The organism is Sinimarinibacterium arenosum (assembly GCF_005047655.1).
Lineage (GTDB): Bacteria > Pseudomonadota > Gammaproteobacteria > Nevskiales > Nevskiaceae > Solimonas.
Map to the genome: position 1 here is coordinate 36,168 of NZ_SUKF01000011.1, position 17,277 is coordinate 53,444.

Annotated in this window: 14 protein-coding genes; 8 read left to right on the top strand and 6 right to left on the bottom strand. The window is 66.6% G+C overall.

Annotated elements, in window-relative coordinates:
- Genes E4T66_RS19910 through E4T66_RS19920 form a run of 3 tightly spaced genes read right to left on the bottom strand, consistent with a single transcriptional unit; the run spans nucleotide 1 to nucleotide 3,976 of the window.
- Nucleotides 1–1,818 (bottom strand): GMC family oxidoreductase N-terminal domain-containing protein, encoded by a 1,818-nt coding sequence (locus tag E4T66_RS19910; RefSeq protein ID WP_136851613.1) that lies wholly within the window; start codon nucleotides 1,816–1,818, stop codon nucleotides 1–3.
- Nucleotides 1,818–2,222 (bottom strand): hypothetical protein, encoded by a 405-nt coding sequence (locus E4T66_RS19915; protein WP_136851615.1) that lies wholly within the window; start codon nucleotides 2,220–2,222, stop codon nucleotides 1,818–1,820. Before E4T66_RS19915 ends, E4T66_RS19910 begins: the two co-directional genes overlap by 1 nt.
- Nucleotides 2,219–3,976 carry a carboxypeptidase regulatory-like domain-containing protein gene (locus tag E4T66_RS19920; protein WP_169577743.1) on the bottom strand — a complete coding sequence of 586 codons (1,758 nt, stop codon included), beginning with the start codon at nucleotides 3,974–3,976 and terminating at the stop codon, nucleotides 2,219–2,221. The genes E4T66_RS19915 and E4T66_RS19920 overlap by 4 nt, the downstream gene beginning before the upstream one ends.
- Before the next feature lie 184 nt (nucleotides 3,977–4,160).
- Between E4T66_RS19920 and E4T66_RS19925 the strand changes: the two genes are divergently transcribed.
- Nucleotides 4,161–4,484, top strand: a complete 324-nt coding sequence (locus E4T66_RS19925; protein ID WP_136851619.1) for a c-type cytochrome — start codon at nucleotides 4,161–4,163, stop codon at nucleotides 4,482–4,484.
- A gap of 186 nt (nucleotides 4,485–4,670) precedes the next feature.
- Entirely contained in the window at nucleotides 4,671–5,291 is a 621-nt protein-coding gene (locus E4T66_RS19930) for a GNAT family N-acetyltransferase (RefSeq protein ID WP_136851621.1), read from the top strand.
- A gap of 31 nt (nucleotides 5,292–5,322) precedes the next feature.
- Here E4T66_RS19930 and E4T66_RS19935 read toward each other — a convergent pair whose 3' ends face one another.
- A complete protein-coding gene (locus tag E4T66_RS19935; protein WP_136851623.1) occupies nucleotides 5,323–5,643 on the bottom strand; it encodes a hypothetical protein in 321 nt (106 codons plus the stop codon).
- A gap of 117 nt (nucleotides 5,644–5,760) precedes the next feature.
- Entirely contained in the window at nucleotides 5,761–8,667 is a 2,907-nt protein-coding gene (locus E4T66_RS19940) for an adenosylcobalamin-dependent ribonucleoside-diphosphate reductase (RefSeq protein ID WP_136851625.1), read from the bottom strand.
- 179 nt (nucleotides 8,668–8,846) lie between these two features.
- On the opposite strand from E4T66_RS19940, the gene E4T66_RS19945 reads away from it, so the two are divergent.
- Genes E4T66_RS19945 through E4T66_RS19965 form a run of 5 tightly spaced genes read left to right on the top strand, consistent with a single transcriptional unit; the run spans nucleotide 8,847 to nucleotide 14,915 of the window.
- Entirely contained in the window at nucleotides 8,847–10,997 is a 2,151-nt protein-coding gene (locus tag E4T66_RS19945) for a DUF1302 domain-containing protein (protein ID WP_136851627.1), read from the top strand.
- Nucleotides 10,997–11,695 (top strand): hypothetical protein, encoded by a 699-nt coding sequence (locus E4T66_RS19950; RefSeq protein ID WP_136851629.1) that lies wholly within the window; start codon nucleotides 10,997–10,999, stop codon nucleotides 11,693–11,695. Before E4T66_RS19945 ends, E4T66_RS19950 begins: the two co-directional genes overlap by 1 nt.
- Nucleotides 11,692–12,900 carry a hypothetical protein gene (locus E4T66_RS19955; protein WP_136851631.1) on the top strand — a complete coding sequence of 403 codons (1,209 nt, stop codon included), beginning with the start codon at nucleotides 11,692–11,694 and terminating at the stop codon, nucleotides 12,898–12,900. The genes E4T66_RS19950 and E4T66_RS19955 overlap by 4 nt, the downstream gene beginning before the upstream one ends.
- A 34-nt stretch (nucleotides 12,901–12,934) precedes the next feature.
- Nucleotides 12,935–13,993 carry an OmpA family protein gene (locus E4T66_RS19960; RefSeq protein WP_136851633.1) on the top strand — a complete coding sequence of 353 codons (1,059 nt, stop codon included), beginning with the start codon at nucleotides 12,935–12,937 and terminating at the stop codon, nucleotides 13,991–13,993.
- Complete coding sequence (locus E4T66_RS19965) at nucleotides 13,935–14,915, top strand: hypothetical protein (RefSeq protein WP_136851635.1); 981 nt, start codon at nucleotides 13,935–13,937, stop codon at nucleotides 14,913–14,915. The genes E4T66_RS19960 and E4T66_RS19965 overlap by 59 nt, the downstream gene beginning before the upstream one ends.
- 277 nt (nucleotides 14,916–15,192) lie before the next feature.
- Here the strand turns inward: E4T66_RS19965 and E4T66_RS19970 are convergent, their stop codons facing one another.
- The gene (locus tag E4T66_RS19970; RefSeq protein ID WP_136851637.1) at nucleotides 15,193–15,783 is read right to left on the bottom strand and encodes a hypothetical protein; all 591 of its coding nucleotides are present in this window, start codon (nucleotides 15,781–15,783) and stop codon (nucleotides 15,193–15,195) included.
- 201 nt (nucleotides 15,784–15,984) lie between these two features.
- Here E4T66_RS19970 and E4T66_RS19975 point away from each other — a divergent pair, with 201 nt between their 5' ends.
- Nucleotides 15,985–17,130 (top strand): L-lactate dehydrogenase, encoded by a 1,146-nt coding sequence (locus E4T66_RS19975; protein ID WP_136851717.1) that lies wholly within the window; start codon nucleotides 15,985–15,987, stop codon nucleotides 17,128–17,130.
- The last annotated feature ends 147 nt before the right edge of the window (nucleotides 17,131–17,277 follow it).

A 17,277-nucleotide genomic window follows, 5' to 3' on the forward strand; every position in this document is an offset into this window, starting at 1 on the left:
TCAGCTCGCCAGTTCCGTGTCCATCATTCCGGCCAATCGAAGCGACAGCGCCATGATCGTGAGCTGCGGATTGACGCCCGGAGTGTCGGGCAGCAGTGACGCGTCGCTGACGAAGATATGACGACATCCGTAGAGGCGGTGATCGACGTCGGCGACGCGACCCATGCCGGCGGTGCCCTGCGGGTGGAAGCCGCTGGCGACAAGATGGTGGGCCCGTACGTCAGCAGGCGAAAAGTCGGCGAGCTGCGCGGCAGTGATGAACTCGTTGCGCAGTCCGATCAGCGGCAGCAGTACGCACTCGGCGCCGGCGGCAAAGAATGCCTCGGCCATCAGCTTCATGCCGCGCGCGAGATCGAGCACATCGTCCGCATGCAGTGCATAGCGCAGCACCGGCTGGCCGCCGGTCCAGCGCACCGAGCCGCTGCCGCGGTCGAGGGCCATCATGCCGAAGCTGGCAGCACGATCGTAGTGGTCCATCCAGTAATCCGCAGCAGCCCCCGCGCAAGGAAGCACCGGCGCGACGGTGCTCTTGGGCGTGAAGATGCCTTCGAAGGCGATGCGCGGCAGTTCCGGCGCCTGATAGCCCATGCCCTGCGCAATCCCGCGCTCGCCGTGCACGGAATCGGGCATCAACGCCAGCACTTTGGCCGCAGGGTGGACCTTGAGGTGATCGCCGGCCGCGCGCCAGTGCGAGCCCAGGCGATTGGCGCGGATCAGTTGCGGCGTGCCCAGGGCGCCGCCGGCGAGCACGCACTTGCGTGCGCGCAGGCTCAGGCGTTGCCCATCACGGAACCGGACATGCAGCTGAACGCCGGTGCTCGATTCGGCAATGCGGTCCACGCGCGCGCCGGGGTAGAGCACTCCACCGCGCTGCAGTGCCAGCGGCAGAAACGCAATGTCGGTGCTGCGCTTGTGGAAGCGCGGACAGCCGAAAGGACAGCGCCCCAGGCCCTCGCAAGCGGGGGTGTTGCGCGGCAACACATAGGCGCCTTCGCGTCCCAATGACTTGAGTCCCCGCTCGAAGATTTCGCCGGAGGCACCGAGCAGCTTGCGGTCCGGCACACACACGCCGAGCGTTTCGCGGACGCGGGCAAGCTCTCCAGACAGCAGGCCGTCGCTGAACGGCAGGCCGGTGATGCGGTCCCACTGCCGCAGGAAGGGCGGCTGCGGCTCCAGGCAGGTCGCCGAATTGATGGGCGTGGTACCGCCGACATTGCGCCCGAGCATTACCGGCAACAGCGCGTTGCCGCTGGCGCCGCCGACGAAGCCCTGGTTCAGGTAGTAGTGCGCAAGGGCGCCGGCGGTGGTCTCGCCCTGAACCAGGCCGCCGGCCTCCAGGATGGCAACGCGATGGCCGCGCGCCGCGAGGTCCGCGGCAAGTGGCGCACCGCCGGCGCCGGAGCCGACCACGATGACATCGAATTCGGCGTGGTCCGTCAAAGGTGGCACCCGCGCCAGCAACGGCTCCAGCGGATGCGGCGTCTGCCGCGGCGGCGGCTCGGCATGGCGCAGCTCCCACAGCGGCAGACGCGCCAGCAGATAGATGCCGCGGATCCACAGTCGCCCGGCGTGGTGCGCGCGTTGCTCCAGCTCCTCGAAGGCGGTCGCATCGAGCCGGCTGGCGCGACGCCAGCGGCCCAGCAGCAGCCGCGGAAACACGAATTCGATGAGCCACAGGCCGGCCGCGCGCAGCAGTGCGACCGCGCGCGGGTAGCGGCGCGCGCGCTGGCCGGCCGCCATCGCAAGAGCGCCGGCGCGGACGGGCGCACAGCCGCGCGCAATCAGCCAGCGGCGCGCGAACGCTTCGCCGGCGTTCACTACGTGCCCCTGCGTGCGGTCGGACGCGTAGCGATCAGCGTCAGTCCGACGAAGCCGTCTGCCGCTGCGCACAGCCACCAGCCGCTGAACGCGGTCAGCGCAAATATCGAGAAGGCGAGCGTGCTGGCGAGCTTGGACAGCAACACTGCGTTGAGCAGCTGCGGCGGTGCGTCTGGCCCGCCGGCCTGCCAGGCGAGATAGACCAGTGTCGCCATCAGCGACAGCGCCAGTCCGTACCACAGCGACGCGCGCGCCACCGCTTCCGCGAATCCCGGCGACAGACCCAGCACGCGCGCGAGCGCATCGAGCAGCATCGCGACCGTTGCCGGCGCAAAGGCGAACGAAAGTCCCGCGATCACGAACACGACCGCCCAGATCCGGCACAGGCGATGGTGGAGGCTCATTGCGAGGTCTCTCCGGGCCGCAGGCAGACGATGGACTGCATCTGATCCTCGATGGCCATCGGCGGCAGGTTGGAATTGGTCGAGCACACCGATCCGTCCGCCGTGAACACGATGTCGCGCATGTAAGTCGTGCGCGTCGGCATCGGATACGCGGTCCAGCGCGCTGATGCGGGTGTAAAGCGGAACATGCGGTCGGACTGGTTCGACGTGATCCAGACATCGCCGGTCTGCGGATGCACGTTGAGCGCGTAGGGGGTTTCGAACTCATCCGGGGCAAGCACCGGCATTGGATGGCGGGTGAACTGCTGCGTGTCCGGTTCGAATTTCAACAGCCCGCTGCCGCCGAACGCCGGGATCCACAGCGTGCCGTCGGGCGCGAAACGCATGCGCCGCGGTCCGGGCAGCGGCGTGTCCCACTCGCTGATCGCACCGGTCTTCGGATCGTAGCGGCCGATCTTGTCGGCGTAGAGCTTCGCGTACCACACGCTGCCGTCAACCGGATGGATGTCCAGGCCGTAGGGCAGGTTGAAAATGCGGTGGCCCTGGCCGCTCCACTTGTGGTGCGACAGCAGCAGCTGCAGATCCTTGCCGGGAAGCAGCGAGGCGATTTTCAGCACGCCGGTGAGCGTCGCGTCGGTGAGGCCCTGCCAGAAGCCGCCGGCCGGCAGGTCGATCACCTGCATTGCGCCGGTGCGGGGATCGAACCGGCCGAGCTGGTTCGACAGGGCGATCGAGAACCACAGCACGCCGTAACGGTCGAAGCGCAGCGTGTGCGGATACACTGCGCCGCCGCCGACGTTGTGGAAGCTGTAACGCTCCGTCGCCGGGTCGAGCACGCCGATCTCCGCCGACATGGAATTGGTTGTGTAGAGGCGGCCGTCGGGTCCGCGCACGATGCTGTGCGGGCCGTGGTGGGCGTGGAACGCAGCCACCGGCGCGGAGGCGCCGGCGAAGTCGCCGTGCAACGGCAGGCCGTTGTCCGGCATCGGCAGAGCGGTGGATTGCGCCGTCGCAAGGTCGGTGACGTAGACGCGGTCGTTGGCCATGTCCACGCTGTAGAAGAGGCCGTCGTCACCGAGCTCGACGTCGTGCACGAACGCCCCGTTGCCGGCGACCGCCACTTCCGTGAGCGTGGTGCCAGCGGTGGCTGGGTCGTAGACATGGGTCTGCCGGTCCGGAATCGGCCGTCCGTCGAAGCTCGCAGCCAAGGCGGCCGCCACCTGCCTACGCGCCGGCCAGGTCAGCAGCGCGCCATAGCGTTCCATGCGATCGATGGTCTCGCGCCACTGCGTTTCGGTTCGGGGCCGCCGTGTCCAGGCATTGCCGAGCTGATGGCAGTAAAAGCACTGCGAGCGGTAGCCCTGGCGGATGCGCTCGTCTTCCAGGTGGACGCGTGCCGCATGCGCCGACGCCGGCAGTGCGTCTGAGACCTGGGCGGGTTTGCTCAGTCGAGCCAGGGTGATGCTCAGAGGCCGAGGATTTGCGCTCACTGCGGCGATGTCGCGGCTCTCGTCAGCGAAGCCGGGCGCACGCACACTCAGGCGCGCCGCGCCGGACTGCCCGGTGCCCAGCAGGAAGCGACCGGATGCATCGCTGTAGACCGACTGGCGCAACACTCCATCGGCGCGCGTCAGGCTCACGATCGCGCCGGCGACGGAATCGCCGTCGACGGACGTCACCGTGCCTCGGATATCTGCGGCGTGCGCGGTCGACAGCAGACATAGCGCAAGCGTCAGGCCATTTGCATTTGTCATCGCGGTCTTCCGCCTGCTGTCGCCTGGATTCAGTACCGACCAATGATGGCGCGCGCTGTGACGGCCCTTTTGATGTAGATCATGCGTCGCGGAGCGACCTTTGACGCAAATCAACTCCAGCGAGCCGCGAACATGTGAGGATGCAGCGCCCGCTTTGGGGTGCACCTTTTCCGTTGAGCACGCAATGTCCATTCAAAAGTCTGCTTCCGTCCTCTTGTTTCTGTTCTCCGCCGCCGCCACGGCGGGCGTGCCCGCGGGCAAGGGCGAGGAAATCGTCAAGAAGAGCTGCGCGATGTGCCACCAGATGCCCGGCATGGGCGCGCCGGTGGTTGGCAACAAGGCGGACTGGACTGCGCGCATTGCGCAGGGCAAGCCGACGCTTTACGACCACGCAATCAAGGGTTTCCAAGGGGCCAAGGGCGTGATGCCGCCCAAGGGCGCCAACCCCGCGCTGACCGACGACGAGATCAAGGCGGCGGTTGATTACATGGTGGGGCAGATTAAATAGCGGGTGATCGCAGAGTTCATGGACGCCGATAAGCGATGCGGCGACGATGGGGAAGGCGTACTGAAGAAGTAGATGTGCCTCTTCATCAGCCGCGTGTCGGGCGATAGGATTTCACCTTGAACGGTTCTGGCGCCGCTGGCCGCAACCGCAGGTGGATCAGAGGCGCGTACGCGGAGGAAGGGCAAGATGAGTGCTGCACCGAAGACGGTACTCGATGTATCGCCCGAGGAGGCCGCCGCGATCCGCGCGGCGGTGCGCGCTGCGGACTTGTCGCAACTGGGGCAGGGCTATGTCCTGGCCTCTCCCGCGCATGTGGCGGGGCTTGTGGATCTGCTCAGCGACCCCGCCGTTTCGGATCCCATCTACGACCTGCCGCGGCCGTTGACTGCGGGCAACATTGCAACCTTGGTGGAGGAGGCCCGGTGCGCCCGCGAAGTCGGCGAAGGCCTGTTGGTTGTCCTGGTGGACACCGCGGGGCGCATCGCCAGCTATTCCCGCTTCACGGTCTGGCCGGAGCGCTCCGCCGCCGAGATTGTCGGAGCCTATCGCGCCGACCTGCAAAGCGTAGGCGTCGGCAAGACCGGCGCGGCGCGCAGCTTCGGCTGGATGTTCGAGTCGCTGGGTGTGCGCCTGATCGGCGTCACCGCTGCGCTCGACAACGTCCGTTCGGCCGGCGTGATCGAGGCGGCTGGCTTCCGGCCGATGGGTGAGCGCGACAGCGTCCGCCCGGATGGATCCGTCCGCCGCTCCCTCTACTGGGAAGGAACGCGCGAGGCTTGGCGCCAGCGCATGCAATCATCGCGGTGAACAGCTTGATATCGTGTCCTTCGCCGGACGCTCACTTTACGTTCACAGCAAGGCTCTCCAGCGTGATCACTTTGCCTTGCAGGCTTGTGGTGCAAACCGCCTGCGCAATCGTGCCGCCTCTGGCACGCGCTTTGAGATCGACTGTGTAGTGCTTCTTGCGCGCCAGCAGTTCAATGATGCTCGGCGCCGGGTACAGTTTCTTCACCACGACGTTTCGATTGGAAAACTGCTGATCCACAAATGCGGCGGCGCATGCATTGACCGCGCGATCGGCGCCCCCGGCTTGTGCTGCAAGGGGCGCAGCGGCAATGGTGAGAGACGTCCACAGCACCGCAATCATTCGCGTGTTCATCGTAGTCGCATTCCCAGCGGGACGGCGCAGGGTATTCGCACGATCCGCACCAGGACTTGATATAGATCAACTTGCGCAAGATGCCAGTTGATAGCGTCTATGGGCCATCCGCACGGGCTAACCGCAGTTACCAACATGGCCGCACGCCGTGCAGGCATCGCAGCCGTCGCGCTTGATCACTGCGTAGGCGCCGCAGTCGGGGCAGCGGCGGCCAGCAATGGCGGTCGCGGCGCCTTCGCGTCGCATCGCACACGCCGGCGCTTCGAGCACCCCCATCGGCCGCGTCGGCCGGCCTTCCGCGTCGAGCAGCCCGAGCATCTGGTAGCGGTGCAGGATCAGCCGTGCGAGGTAGGCGATGGTCGACGGCCAGGTCTGCGACTTGGCACTGCCCGGCGTCGGCGCGAAGAAGTCGCCCAGCGGTTCCGCATACGACAGCAGCTTGCGCAGCTTGGCGCCGATCCAGGCGACGTCGATGATGCGCATGTCCAGGGTCAGCAGGCGCGCGAGGCCGTCGAAGTCGCGCGGGTAGTCGCCGGCGAGCCAGACGCTGTACGGGCGGCGTGAGCCGTCGGGCAGCAGCAGCTCCTTAAGCGTCAGCACGAAGTCGTCGCCGGTGCCGGGATTGCACACGTCCACGGTCCACGACATCGTACCGTCGGTGCTGGTCTTGGGTTCGTGTTCGCTCATCAGCGCATTGAGCACCGGAGTCGGACCGTCGTGCGCGAACGCGCCGAGCTGTTCGCAGCGCAGGCGCACGAGCTTGGCGAACGCGGCGGTTGGGCTGCCGAGCACGACTTCGCGTCCGTCGGGCGGTAATGCGACGCGGATCAACTGACCGCCGGTGCACTCGAGCGAATCGAGTTTGCGGCGCAGCCAGGCTCGGTCGTTCGAGCGCATGTCCATCGACAGCAGCTTGGCGGTCGCGCCCAGGCCGCGCGGTTGTTCGGCGCCGTTGACCCAGGCCTCGAACGGCCAGGCCGTGCCGTTCTCGGTGTGGCCTACGAACACTGCGAAACGCACGCCGCCGTCCTCAATCATGTAGGTCCAAGACGGATTGCCGGTAAGCAGCTGCGGCCGGCCTGGCCAGCGCAGGCTCGCCAGCGCCGGCGCCGGCACCTGGTCCAGGCGCACGCGGCGATCGGGGTCGTCGGCCGCGAGCTGCGCCGGCTTGGCAGCGGGTTCAGGTGCGACCGTCAGAACCGCGCCTGTCACGTCGTTTGGGCGGTAGGTCGTGCAGCCTTTGCACCCGAGCGTCCAGGCTTCGATGTATACGTTCTCGAAGTCGGCGAAGGGATAGTCGACCGGAACGCCGATCGTCTTGCTGATGCTGGTGTCGATATATGGTTGCACCGCGGCCTGAATGCGCAGGTGATCGGCCACGCCCAGCGTCTGCGCGGAGACGAAATAGTCGGGCAGATGTTCCACATCGCCGCCCAGTTCCCGGTACAGGCGATAGGCATAGTCCTCGACCGGCCAGCTGATCTTCTCGCCGCTTCCGCTGCGTGCCGTGCGCGTGTAATACCAGGCGAAGGCCGGCTCGATGCCGCCGGTGACGTTGCGGCCGAAGGCCAGCGAGATCGTGCCGGTCGGCGCGATCGCCAGCAGGTGGCTGTTGCGGATGCCGTGCGTGTGGATACCGTCGCGGATGTCGTCCGGCAACCGGCGCGCGAAGCCGGACTGCAGATACGCTTCGGCATCGAGCCGCGGGAAACGACCGCGCTCCTGCGCCAGCGCGATGCTGGCGCGGTATGCGGCGTCGCGCATCGTCTGCGCGACGCGTTCGGCAAAGGCCACGGCCTCGTCCGAGCCGTAGCGCAGCCGCAGCATCGCCATCGCCGTGCCCAGCGCGGTGAAGCCCAGGCCGACGCGACGCTTGTCGGCCGCTTCGCGGGCCTGCTGTGGCAGCGGCCAGTAGGTGATGTCGAGCACGTTGTCGAGCATTCGCACGGCCACAGCGACGGTGGCTTCGAGCTTCTCCCAGTCGAGCTGCGCGCCGGCGCTGAACGCGTCCTGCACGTAGCGGCTGAGATTGACTGAACCCAGGCAGCAGCAGCCGTAATCGGGCAGGGGCTCTTCGCCGCAGGGGTTGGTCGCTTCGATGGTTTCGCAGTAGTGCAGGTTGTTGTCGGCGTTCATGCGGTCGATGAACACCACGCCCGGATCGGCGGTGTGGTAGGTGGTCTCCATGATCCGCCGGAACAACTCGCGTGCCGGCAGTACGCGGTAAACCCAGCGGCCGTCACTGTCGCGGCGGTATGCCTGCGGGTGCACTGTCGGATCGGGCTCGGCGTCGTGCACCAGCGCATGCTCGCCGTCGTCGATCACCGCCTGCATGAAGGCGTCCGTGCAGGCGACGGACAGGTTGAAGTTCGACAGCGTGCGCAGTCGCTGCTGCAGGCCGTCCAGATCCGCCCCGGCGACGCCACCGCTGCGCAGCTTCTGTGCCTCGGCGCGGATGTCCTTCGCAGCGACGAATTCCTCGATGTCGGGATGGTCACAGCGCAGGATGCCCATCTGCGCGCCGCGTCGTGCACCGGCGCTTTCGACCGTCTCGCAGGACCGGTCGAACACGCGCATGTAGCTGACCGGTCCGCTGGCGCGCGAACGCGTGCCGCGCACGCGCGCGCCCTTGGGTCGGATGTGGCTGAAGTCGTACCCGACGCCGCCGCCGCGGCGCAGCGTCTCCGCGGCCTGCATCAGCGCCGCGTAGATGCCCGGACGTCCGGACGCGTCCTCGGACACCGCGTCGCCGACCGGTTGCACGAAGCAGTTGATCAGCGTTGCCTGGATGTCGGTGCCGCAGGCCGACATCACGCGGCCGGCGGGGCAGAAGCCGTCCTGCATTGCCTGCAGGAAGCGCGCCTCCCAATCCGCGCGCGCGTCGGCGCGCTCGGCCGCAGCAAGGCCGTGTGCGACACGGCGGAACACGTCGTCGACCGTCGCCTCGTCGGCCTTGCAGTACTTGTCCTTGAGTACGCTGTCGTAGAAAACTTCCTGCATGGACCACAGCTTGTTGGTCGTCATCTTGCCCCCTGCCCGGTGCGCGTCGAGATTAAAGACAGCCAAAATCACATGATGTTGTGTCTCGGCCGCGGTATAGATACATCCTATTGGGTCCCGCCCAAACGCCTTTGATTTAAATCAAGAGGCTGTCCGGCGCACTGCCAGATGATGGATTTCACTAACATCTGGGCCTAAGTGGCATGAGCGGAAGCCGGGGGTGCAGCGGCGAGAGGCAGGGCCGCGCTCGCGAGATTGTGCGGGCGCTGGCTCTGATTCCAGGACTGGTTTCGATACCGGTCCACGCGTCACCTGACGCTCCGGGGTGGACGCTGTCCATGCATCACCGCGTGTCGGCTGGCGCGGCGTGGCGAACCGCGGCGCGTGATCCCTCTCTGATCGGCAAGGCCAGCCTCGATCCGGACCTGTGCGCTGCAGACGACTGCCTGGGGGCGACGGGCGCCGATACCGCGCCCAACGCGCGTTATCTCGCCGCGCGCGGCGCGCTGTCATCCAACACCGACGACGGCGACCTCAACTTCGAGCGCGGCGACGCGGTCGCCGCCACGACGAAGTGGCAGGTCGAGGCGCTGGCCGAGCACGGCTCGTGGAGCATGCAGCTCTCGGGGCTGGCTTTCTATGACCCGCTTCGGGACCGGTTGCGGCAATTCCATCCTAACGAGATCGTCGTGCCCGGCCCGCAGCCAGGCGTGCCGCTGCGCCAGCGTCGCGGCCTGCAGGCGCGGCGCGCGGAAGGACATGGCGTACGGCTCCAGGACGCCTATGTGCGTTACGCGGACCTGCTCGCCGACGTCATCCCGGTGGACATCAGTGTCGGCCGGCAGACCGTGTTGTGGGGCGTCAGCGCGCTGGCGACGCAGGGCACGCTCAATGTCGTCAACCCGCCCGACGTCAACAGCCTCGTGCGCCCGGGATTGCGGATGACCGAAGTGTTCCAGCCGCTGGGCATGACGCTGCTGCGTCTGGGACCGTTGCCCTCGGGCACTGCGGTCGAGGCCTTCCAGCTGTACGAGTGGCGGCCCTACGGCTTTCCGGCGAAAGGCTCGCTGCAGTCGTTTCTCGACGCCGGCAACGAAGTCGACGAGGACGACCACGTCGTCGGCCTGTTCTCGAAGGCGCCCGACGATCCGGGCCAGCTCGGCACGCCGGCGAATCCGCTGCTGGCGCGCGTGTCGGCGACCAGCTACTCGCTGCGGCGCGCTGCCAACCGCGAGCCGCGCAGCGGCGGGGAATTCGGCTTGGCCGTCTACCAGACGCTGCCGGACGTGCTCGAAGGCGCCGAGCTGGGCCTGCACTATGCGCGCTATCACAGCCGCGTTCCGGCGCTGTCGGCCTACGCGGCGCCGGCAAGCTGCACGCGCCGCGAGGGCAATGCCAACCACCGCGATACCGCGAGCGGCCTGCAGTTCCTCGCCGACTGCGGCGTGCCCTTTGTCGACCCGCCGGGCGACGGGTTCGAGGCGCTGCCGATCGACGGCGCGCGCTGGTTTCTCGAATACCCGGAGGACGTCGAGCTCTACGGCCTGTCGCTTGGCGCACAGGCCGGCGCGTGGCTGCTGCAGGCCGAAGCGGCGTGGCGGCCAAACCAGCCGGTGCAGGTCGACATGGAAGACGTGCTGTTCGCCGCCGTGCAGCCAGCGTTCCCGCGGGCAGACGTCGATCTGACCAGCCTCGCAGCGGGGCTCGGACTCGGCGCGTTCGTGCTGCCGTCGTCGCGCCGCGCCGCGCCGGACTTCCTGACCGCCCATCGCGGTGGCGTGCCGGGCGAGATTGCGCCGGGCGAATACGTTCGCGGCTACGAACGTCTGCGCATGCTGAATACGACCCTGGGCGCGACGCGCATCTTTGCGCCGGAGGATTGGCTGCGCGCACATCAGGGTGCGTGGATTGCCGAGCTGCAGGCGGTGTGGCTGCCGGATCTGCCGTCGCTGGACCGCCTCCAGTTGGAGGGCCCGGGAACGCATACGCATGCCTCCGCGGGCGCCGCCGACAGCGGCGACGGGCTGCGCATCAATCCGCTGCGCAACACCGGCGGTTACGTCACGCGCCACGCTTGGGGCTATCGCACCGGCGTGGTGCTGCAGTACGACGACCTGCTGCACAGCCGTGTGCGCCTGTCGCCGGCACTGTTTCTGGTCCACGACGTCTCCGGCGTCGGTCCCGGTCTTGCGGAGAATTTTCTGGCCGGACGCAAGATCGGCTTCGCAGCGCTGGGCATCGCGCGCGGTTCCTGGCGGCTGGACGTGGGCCAGCTGGTCCACATCGGCGGCACCCGGCGCAACGTGCTGCGTGACCGTGACCAGTTTTCCCTGTCCTTATCGGTGGAGTTCTGATGCGCGGCCCGGCCCTCGTCCTGCTGTTCACGTTGTCATCCGCGGCTGGCGTGACCGGCGGCCTCATCGGCGGTCTGGCGATCCTCAAACCGGACCGCCTGCAGCTACCGGTGCGAAATCAGGACATGAACATCGTTATCAAGGACCCCATGGGCATGCACGCCGAAGTGCTGGATCCGGTCGAGGTGGATATCGCCGACACGATCCATGCGCGTGTGCCGGTGAACCAGACGCTGCAGCTGCCGGTCGCCGATACGCTCAACGTCGTCGCCCACTTCGACAGTCCGGTGCGGATCCGCATGGACGTGCCGGTGAAGCACCAGCTCCACCTCGACCAGGCGATCCCGCTCAATACCGTCGTCGAAACCGAATTTCTCGGCGTGCGGCAACGACTGCCGATCCGCGGGCTCATCCCGATCAAGGCGGACGTGCCGATCAGCCTGACCATTCCGATCGATCAGGACATGCCGCTGAAGTTCGATGCGCCGATGGCGATCAAGTTCGATCAGGTGCTGAACGTACCGCTGCAAACGGAGTTCGAGGCCGACATCCCGATCCGTGGCCGCCTGAGCATGCCGGTGATCGGCCCTCTCGACACACGTGTCGTGATCGATCCGACGCCGGTGCTGATCGAAGTGCAGTCGGCCGACATCGACTTGCCGATCGACGCGCTACGCCTGCTCAGAGACCGGCCATGACGCTGCTGCGCGCGCTGCTGCTGGCGCTGATTGCGGCCGCGGCCGCCGCGCTCATCGGCATGGGAGTCGCCGTGCTGACGTTCTCGGTTCCGACGCAGCTGCAACCCGACGTGCTGATGGAGCAGCAGCCGATGCAGATCCGCTTCAAGGAAGGCATGGCCGCGACGCTGGATGCGGCGCGCCTGCAGCGACTGCAGGTGCGCGGACAAGTCGAGACTGTGCTGCCGGTGCGCGACACGCTGAGCGTTCCGCTGCGCGGGCGCTACCGTCTGCGCGCCCAGTTCGATCAGCGGGTGCCGGTGCGCCTCATGGTGCGGCACACCGTCTCTTTGCCGGTGACGACAACCGCAGAGATCGAGGCAGCGACACAGTTTCAGTATGCGGGCGCCAAGCAGTACCGCAACGTCCGCTTCCGGGCGCGGCTGCCGCTGCGGTTCAACCTTCAGCTGCCGCTCGAGGTTCACGTCGACACGCTGGCGCGCGTGACCGCATCCGTGCCGCTGACCGCGGTAATGAATCAGGATCTGCGCGTGGACTTTCGCGGCGATCTGCGGACGCGGCTAGACCTGGATCACGTGTTTCACGGCGTGACCCTTGGCGCGATACGTGCGACTCTTCGTCCGCAGTCCGGGATCGTCAACATCATTGTGACGCGAGCCCTGTTGCGTTGGCCATGGCGCCCGTCCGCACGGAACGCCGCGGAGACATTTGATCCAGATCAACTCGCCCGCAGCGCGGTCCCGAATAATGATACGCAAGGGGCGCACGTCGCCCGCATGCAGGAGACGGCCATGATCGATGCGAGCTTCACGAGCGGCATTCCCATTGCGCCATACATCTACGCGCTCCTCGGAGTGTTCACGGTGTGCGTGGCCATTTTCTTTCTGCTGGCCTTGAACGATGCCGACGACGACACGTGGCTGGTGCGCGGCTACCAGAGGCTGCGCCTGGCGCGTCTGCGTCTGCGTCTGATGCTGGAGAATCGACAGTTCGACCTCCGCGCCTATCTGCGTGCGGTTCCGGTTGCCGTGATCAAGCGCCAGATCGCAGCGTGCCGCGCCTGTCCCTGCAAGGCCGCGTGCGATCGTGCGCTCGCGTGCCGCGAAGCGGAGCTCGCCCGGCTGGCGTTCTGCCCGAACGTCGTTGAGATCGAGAAGCTCAAACGGTTGCTAGGCTTCGACGTCGCGCCACTCGCGCAGGCATAGGGACGACGCCAGCCAATAACAATCGGGGGCATTCATGAAGCACCTTTGTGCCTGTTGCGCCGTCACGCTGGCGGGGCTGTTCGTGGTCCCGGCCAACGCACACGAGACCCAGCTGACCTCTTCGAGCTACGTCGGCATCCTCGGCGGCTACACCTTCGCCGATGAGATGCGCGGCAACGACAACCTCGACTACGCCACTGGCGTCCAGGTGCTGTACGGCACGGCGTTCGAGGACAGTCGCTGGGGCTACGAACTCGGTTTCGCGCTCGATAACTACGAGACCGACAAGACCGCCGGCATCGATCTGTACCGCAACGGCTTCGGCGCCGACCTGACCTACACGTTCGGCAACCGCTTTGAAGGCGCGCTGTACCTGCTCGGCGGCCTCGCCGCCGCCTACAACGATACCCTGCCGGACTCCGAGGACGACTGGTCCTGGACCGGCAATGTCGGCATCGGCGTGGTCTCCGGCGCGGTCACCGAAGCCGGTCAGATCCGCCTGCGCGGCGAAGCGCGCTACGTCTACGACGACTTCCAGGAAGGCTACTGGGAGCCGCGCATCAATCTCGGCATCGAGATTCCGTTGTTTGAAGCACACGAAGCCGAAGCTGCAGCGCCGCAAGAAGTCGTACGCACCGTCGAGGTCTCCACCGGACTTCTCGACGCCGATGGCGATGGGGTCGTCGACGACAAGGATCAGTGTCCGAACACGCCAACCGGAGATCGCGTCGCCGGCAATGGCTGCACGCTCGACAAGATCATCGAACTCAAGGGCGTGACCTTCGAGTTCGACAAGATCCGCTTGCGTCCGGATGCGCAGACGATTCTCGACTGGGCGACGGACATCCTGAAGAAGTATCCGGACATGCAGGTCGAGATCGCCGGCCACACCGACAACATCGGCACCGACGAATACAACCAGGCGCTCGCCGAAGGACGCGCGCAGGCGGTGAAGCAGTACTTCGTCGACCACGGTGTCCCGGACGGGCAGATGAGCGTCAAGGGCTACGGCGAGTCGGAGCCGCGCGATACCAATGACACCGAAGAAGGTCGCGAGCGCAACCGTCGCGTTGAACTACGCATCCTCAACTAAGCCAATTGGACATTCATCAGGACTGACCATGAAAACACAGCGTCTCCTTCCCATCACGCTTCTTGTTTCGCTGCTCTCGGCAGGGCTCGTCGGTTGCCAGGCGGACTTCGACGGCTCATCCGGAAGTCCCGGGAGCGGAGGGCCTGGTAACGACGGAAGCGGTCCCATCGATCCCGATGACGGCATCGGCGACGATGGCACGCCCACCGGCGACGGCACCAACACCGATACCGGATTCCCCAACGACCCGACGAATCCGAACTACCCGGTCGTCGACGGCATCATCCTGGAAGAGGACACTCCGATTGCTGGCGATGGCACCAACTTCGGATTCGTCTGCACGCGTAGCGCGCAGTCGACGGCCGGGGCCACGACGGAAGTGGGCGCCAACGGCTTGGCCGGCGACACCTTGACGGGACTGCTGAACTCGCTCGGAGGCAACAGCGCAACGGACCTGCTCAACAGCGTTGGCGACAAGGAACTTGCCATCGACGGAACGCTGCGTACAGCGTCGACGTTCACCCTGACGGCAAGTCTCCTGGGCACGGCGATTGATTCACTTGACCAGAGCGTGCTGATTCCGGAACCGGCATCTATCCCTGCAGGCCGTTATGCGGTATTCGCGGTCTCGTTCCCGCCGGGGCTCCTGGACCTGGGCCTGCTGACCAGCGTGACCGTCGCGACGTACCTCGGTGACAGCGCAACTCCGCAGGAAGCGCCAGTTGTGCTCGATGCGACGGCGCTGGACCTGCTCGGCACGGGTCTCACCGGCCCGACGTACGCCGTCATCGGACGCCGCGTCACTCAGCCGTACGATCGTGCAACGATCTCCCTGTCCGCGGACGTGCTTGCGGCAGACGTCGGTGATGCGATGTTCGTGCACGAGATGTGCACCGATGGCGCTTTCGTGTCCATGCCCTGATCGTGGCAGATCGATTCGAGACCTGAATGGCCGGAGGTCGCGCCGCTGCAGGGATGCAGTGGCGGGTTATCGCAGGTGTTTTCTGCGATTCGGCGATACAAGATCGTCGGCAGCATAAGTATCAGCGGGGTGCTGCTGACCAGTTCGAAGTGGCCAAGGCCCATGTGATCTCCAGGCCCGACGCGGAGGATGTGCTCATCTCCACTGCAACTAGCTGAGTGAGGTGTTCGGCAGGTTGTCCTACGAGTTGGGGGAGAACGAGTGCCTGAGTTGGACGTCAGGCACCGCCGTCGCGCCACTCACTCAGGCATAGCGCGACCAGTGCGTCGCGCTCGGCGGCGGCTGTCAGCCGGTTGAGCTCAACGTACAACTCGCTGCGCTCGCGTTCGCCGTGGTGCTCCAGAACGCGCTTGAATTGTGATTCGCGTTCGATCATCGCAACGATCTGCAGGCGCGAAGGCTGCGGCCGCAGCAGGAACGTGAAGTCGTGGGAGACGCGATCGATCAGCTCGCGCAGCTTGCGGTGCTCGGCGTAATAGATCTCCGCCGCTGGAGTTCCCGAGCGTTCGCGCCGTCCGCGGCGATGCGAATACAAGGGCAGCAGATGCGCCTCCTCTTGGCGCATGTGCAGGAACAGGCGCTCGCGATAGTGATTGAGCAGCCGTGCGGCGAGCCTGAAGTCCTGCGCGATGATCTGCTCCTGATGCGTGGCGAACAGATCGTCGAGATCGCCGTGCGTCGAATCGAGGGCGAGAAAGCCGTCAGATAGGGCTGGCTTTAGATGGTGCCGATCGAGCCGATGCGAAAGGCTGGATCGCGGCGTGACTTCCGATTGGGTTCCGCATGGAAGTCCGGGCTGAAGATTCATCGGGAAGCGCTCCGTCCGGAATGCATGGCATACGAGGGAGAAACATAGATCGATGGCCGCAGCGTGTTCTTGATTTGAGTCAAGGGGGACGCGTCCGATCATTCGCCTGCACCGCTCCGCGACGCGAGTCTGATCTGAATCAAAATGCCCGGACAATCGCTCTGGCAAGTTCCGCCAAAGATCGACAACGAGGGTGCGGATATGGCGGTGCTGGCTTCGGTGGCCGACTATCGCGGACAGGCGCAGGAGCGACTGCCGCGATCCCTGTTCGACTATCTCAACGGCGGGTCCTATGCGGAGCGCGCCCTGGCGGCGAATCGGGCGGATCTTGATGCGCTGAAGCTACGCCAGCGCGTGCTCTGCGATGTGTCGCGGCTCGACCTTTCGACGCAGGTTCTAGGCGAGTCGCTTGCGCTGCCGGTGGTGCTGGCGCCCTGCGGACTGGCCGGGCTCTACGCGCGGCGCGGCGAAGTACAGGCGGCGCGCGCCGCGCGGGTGGCGGGCGTGCCGTTCTGCCTGAGCACCGTCTCGGTGTGCTCGATCGAGGAGGTGCGCGCCGCCGTCGATGCGCCGTTCTGGTTCCAGCTGTACATGATGCGCGACCGCGGCTACGTGGCTGCGCTGATGGAGCGGGCCCGCGTGGCCGGGTGCCGCACGCTGGTGCTGACCGTGGACCTGCCGGTGCTCGCCGATCGCTATCGGGATGTGCGCAATGGTCTCGCCGGGCAGACGACGGCGCGCAGCCGTGTGCAGTTCGCGCTGGACATGCTGGGTCATGCCGGATGGCTCTGGGATGTCGGCCTGCGCGGTCGCCCGCTGACTTTCGGCAACCTCGCGGCTGCGGTGCCCGGTGCGCGCAACATCGACCAGTTCAAGCAGTGGGTCGACGCGCAGTTCGACGCGTCCGTGACCTGGCGCGACATTGCCTGGATCCGCGCACGCTGGCCAGGTGCGCTGGTGGTCAAAGGCATCATGGATCCCGACGACGCAGTGCGCGCGGCGGATGCGGGTGCCGACGCCATTGTGGTATCGAATCACGGCGGCCGCCAGCTCGATAGCGCGCCGTCGACCATCTCGGTGCTGCCGCGCATCGCCGATGGCGTCTGCGGCCGGCTCGAGCTGCTGGTCGACGGCGGCATCGGCAGCGGCGACGACATCGCCAAGGCACTGGCCTGTGGCGCGCGCGCCTGCCTGGTTGGCCGCGCCTGGCTCGCGGGGCTTGCCGCGCGCGGCGGCGTGGGCGTGTCCGAGGTCCTTGCGATCCTGCAGCGCGAGCTGGCAGTGACGCTGGCGCTGCTCGGCGTGCGGCGAGCACGCGACCTGGGCAGGGACGCGCTCTGCTGCTAGGCACCGGATAGATCGGATCGGCCCTGCGGCCCGCGCTCGGCGAGGACATCACCGCACATTCCCAGTCTGGGCTTGACAGTGGGTGCCGTACAGCGCGTCACCCGACACCTTTCGCAGCTGGTGTGCGCATGATCGCGCCACGTGGTC

Bases quoted from the DNA above. Each gene is read 5' to 3' on its own strand.
- E4T66_RS19950 (WP_136851629.1), top strand. From the start codon at position 10,997: ATGCGCGGCCCGGCCCTCGTCCTGCTGTTCACGTTGTCATCCGCGGCT.
- E4T66_RS19940 (WP_136851625.1), bottom strand. From the start codon at position 8,667: ATGACGACCAACAAGCTGTGGTCCATGCAGGAAGTTTTCTACGACAGC.
- E4T66_RS19930 (WP_136851621.1), top strand. From the start codon at position 4,671: ATGAGTGCTGCACCGAAGACGGTACTCGATGTATCGCCCGAGGAGGCC.
- E4T66_RS19975 (WP_136851717.1), top strand. From the start codon at position 15,985: ATGGCGGTGCTGGCTTCGGTGGCCGACTATCGCGGACAGGCGCAGGAG.
- E4T66_RS19915 (WP_136851615.1), bottom strand. From the start codon at position 2,222: ATGAGCCTCCACCATCGCCTGTGCCGGATCTGGGCGGTCGTGTTCGTG.
- E4T66_RS19920 (WP_169577743.1), bottom strand. From the start codon at position 3,976: ATGACAAATGCAAATGGCCTGACGCTTGCGCTATGTCTGCTGTCGACC.
- E4T66_RS19960 (WP_136851633.1), top strand. From the start codon at position 12,935: ATGAAGCACCTTTGTGCCTGTTGCGCCGTCACGCTGGCGGGGCTGTTC.
- E4T66_RS19935 (WP_136851623.1), bottom strand. From the start codon at position 5,643: ATGAACACGCGAATGATTGCGGTGCTGTGGACGTCTCTCACCATTGCC.
- E4T66_RS19970 (WP_136851637.1), bottom strand. From the start codon at position 15,783: ATGAATCTTCAGCCCGGACTTCCATGCGGAACCCAATCGGAAGTCACG.
- E4T66_RS19955 (WP_136851631.1), top strand. From the start codon at position 11,692: ATGACGCTGCTGCGCGCGCTGCTGCTGGCGCTGATTGCGGCCGCGGCC.
- E4T66_RS19965 (WP_136851635.1), top strand. From the start codon at position 13,935: ATGACACCGAAGAAGGTCGCGAGCGCAACCGTCGCGTTGAACTACGCA.
- E4T66_RS19925 (WP_136851619.1), top strand. From the start codon at position 4,161: ATGTCCATTCAAAAGTCTGCTTCCGTCCTCTTGTTTCTGTTCTCCGCC.
- E4T66_RS19945 (WP_136851627.1), top strand. From the start codon at position 8,847: ATGAGCGGAAGCCGGGGGTGCAGCGGCGAGAGGCAGGGCCGCGCTCGC.